This window comes from Streptomyces yerevanensis (assembly GCF_000716805.1).
In the GTDB taxonomy this organism is placed as follows: domain Bacteria; phylum Actinomycetota; class Actinomycetes; order Streptomycetales; family Streptomycetaceae; genus Streptomyces; species Streptomyces flaveus.
On record NZ_JNWJ01000175.1, the window covers coordinates 1 to 2,484 of the forward strand.

The following is a 2,484-nucleotide window of genomic DNA, read 5'->3' on the forward strand; positions in this document are numbered from 1 at the left end:
GAACACGGTGCTCAGGGCGGCGATCAGGGCGCTCAGGGAGAGCGCGGCCGGCCATTTGCTGCCGTCGGCGAACAGCGCCTTGTACCAGTTCAGCGTCCACGCCTCGGGCGGGAACGCGGCGAAGGCGTTGTTGCTGAAGGAGGTGACGAGGATGACCACGATCGGCAGCGCCAGGAACAGCAGGATGACGGTGGCAATCGCGGTCAGGGCGATCCGCCCGGTGAGGGTCTTGCGCAGCTCCATCATGAGGCGTTCCTCTTCTTACGGCTGGCGCCGAGCGAGCTGACGGCCTTGACGAGCAGCAGTCCGGCCAGGGTGAGGACCAGCAGGATGACGCCCTGCGCGGCCGCGCCGTTCCACTGGTTCTCCTTGGTGACCTGCTGGTTGATGAGGGTGGCGATCATCGTCTGGTTGGGTCCGCCCATCAGGGCCGGGGTGATGTAGTAGCCCAGCGAGAGGATGAAGCTGAGCAGTCCGGCACTGGCCAGGCCCGGGGCGACCAGCGGCAGATAGATGCGGCGGAAGATCGTCACCCGGCCCGCGCCCATGCTGGACGCGGCCGCCAGCAGGCGGCGGTCCACGCCGCGCATCACGCCGTACAGCAGCAGCACCGTGTACGGGAGCATCATGGAGGTGGTGCCGATGACCACGCCCAGCTCGTTGTAGAGCAGCGAGTACGGCGCCCCCGGCGCCCACGCCAGAGTCTCGTTCACCAGGCCCTTGTCGCCGAGCATGATGATCCAGCCGTAGGTGCGCACCAGGGCGCTGACGAAGTGCGGGACGACCACGACCAGCATCGCCAGGCCCGCCCACAGCGGCTTGAGCCGGGAGATCGCCTGGGCCAGGACGAACCCGAAGACCAGGCTCAGCACGGCCGTCTCTGCGGAGATCCGCAGCGTGGTGAACAGCACCGACAGGTTGACGCCTGTGAGCGCGTCGGCGTACCAGTGCAGGGTGAACGAGCCGTCGGCGTCCTTCAGGCTCAGCAGCAGGGTGCTGAAGATCGGGTAGACGAACAGCACCAGCAGATAGACGACGACCGGCAGCGCGTACAGGATCCCGACCCGCGTCCGGCGCGACGCCAGGAGCTTGCGCGGACGGGCGGGGGCGGTCGCGGTGAGGGTGGCGGCCATGACTCACCCTGCCTTTTCGTCGGCGAAGAGGTTGACGTCCTCGGGGTCGGCGGTGATCCCGACGCGCTCGCCGGTGACCGGTCCGCGTCCGGCGGGTACCTCCAGGCGCAGCAGCGGCGCCTCCTTGCCGTCGACGCGCACGCCCGCGCGGACCAGGGTGCCCACGTAAGTGGCCATCTCCACCGTGCCGGTACAGAAACCGTCGTCGGTGCAGCCGGCCCGTAGCCGGCCCGGCTGCACGGCGACCTTCACCTCGGTGCCGGGGGGCAACTGGTGACGGCGGGCCTTGAGCAGGCCGCCACTGTTGTCCAGGCGGACCAGGGTGTGCTCGCCGTCGTGCTTGTCGATACGGCCGGGCAGGAAGTTCGCCGCGCCCAGGAAGTCCGCGACGAACGGCGTCCTCGGCCGTTCGAACAGCTCCCGGGGGGTGTCGAACTGCTCGATCAGGCCGTTGCGCATCACCGCGATGCGGTCCGAGAGGACCAGCGCCTCTTCCTGATCGTGCGTCACATAGATGACGGTCAGGCCGAGTTCCTGCTGGATGGTCTTGATCTCCACCTGCAGCTGGTCACGGAGCTTCTTGTCCCCGCGCAGCGTGAGCGGGAAGGCGACGTTCTCAGCGACGGTCATGTGCGGGAAGAGCAGGTACTGCTGGAAGACGAAACCGAGGTTGCGTTTCTGCGGGGCGAGCCGGGTCACGTCGCGGCCGCCGACGGTGATGGTGCCGGAGTCCGGTTCGCAGAACCCGGCGATCATCATCAGGGTCGTGGTCTTGCCCGACCCGGAGGCGCCGAGGAAGGTGACGAACTCCCCGGCCGCGATCTCCATGGACGCCTCGTCGACGGCGACGACGTCCCCGTACGTCTTGCGCAATGCCACTACCGACAGCGCTTTGCCGGTCGCGGTGGCCGGCTTGGCGCCGGCCACCTTGACAGACGGTGCGGCGACACCGAATTCAGCCACGAGCCCACTCCAACCAGCGCTTGGTGACGGCCGATTCGTTCTTCAGCCACCAGTCGATGTCCGCGTCGAAACCCTCGTCGTAGTACTTGGGATGGCGTAGCCCGAGAACTGGCGGCGCATGCCGTTGAGCTGCCGCTCGACCGGGACGCCCTGCTTCTGCAGGTCGGCGAGCCGGCCGTCCCAGACGGTGGACATTGTCACCTCTTCGCGGCTGAGCAGCACACCGGGGAGCGGGCCGCTGTCCCAGAACTTCTTGATGTCGCCCCGCAGCCGGGTCAGCACCTTGAAAGCGCGGTCCACATCGAGCGGGTACAGCTTGTCCATCGGCACGCCGTCGGCCAGCAGCGCGAACTCCAGCTCGGGCAGGTCACCGTCCGGGCTGACCATC

General features: G+C 68.0%; 2 protein-coding genes and 2 pseudogenes. All 4 read right to left on the reverse strand.

Annotated features, from left to right (window positions below):
• Positions 1-246, reverse strand: a pseudogene (locus OP79_RS48825) (ABC transporter permease); the annotation flags it as partial.
• On the reverse strand, positions 243-1,133 hold the full coding sequence (locus OP79_RS48830; RefSeq protein WP_033329690.1) for an ABC transporter permease: 891 nt from the start codon (positions 1,131-1,133) through the stop codon (positions 243-245). The gene OP79_RS48830 and the pseudogene OP79_RS48825, both read right to left, overlap by 4 nt.
• Before the next feature lie 3 nt (positions 1,134-1,136).
• Complete coding sequence (locus OP79_RS48835) at positions 1,137-2,096, reverse strand: ABC transporter ATP-binding protein (RefSeq protein WP_033329691.1); 960 nt, start codon at positions 2,094-2,096, stop codon at positions 1,137-1,139.
• A pseudogene (locus OP79_RS50290) lies at positions 2,089-2,484 on the reverse strand (ABC transporter substrate-binding protein); the annotation flags it as partial. The gene OP79_RS48835 and the pseudogene OP79_RS50290, both read right to left, overlap by 8 nt.

Coding starts and splice junctions, on each gene's coding strand:
- OP79_RS48830 (WP_033329690.1), bottom strand. CDS start 1,133: ATGGCCGCCACCCTCACCGCGACCGCCCCCGCCCGTCCGCGCAAGCTC.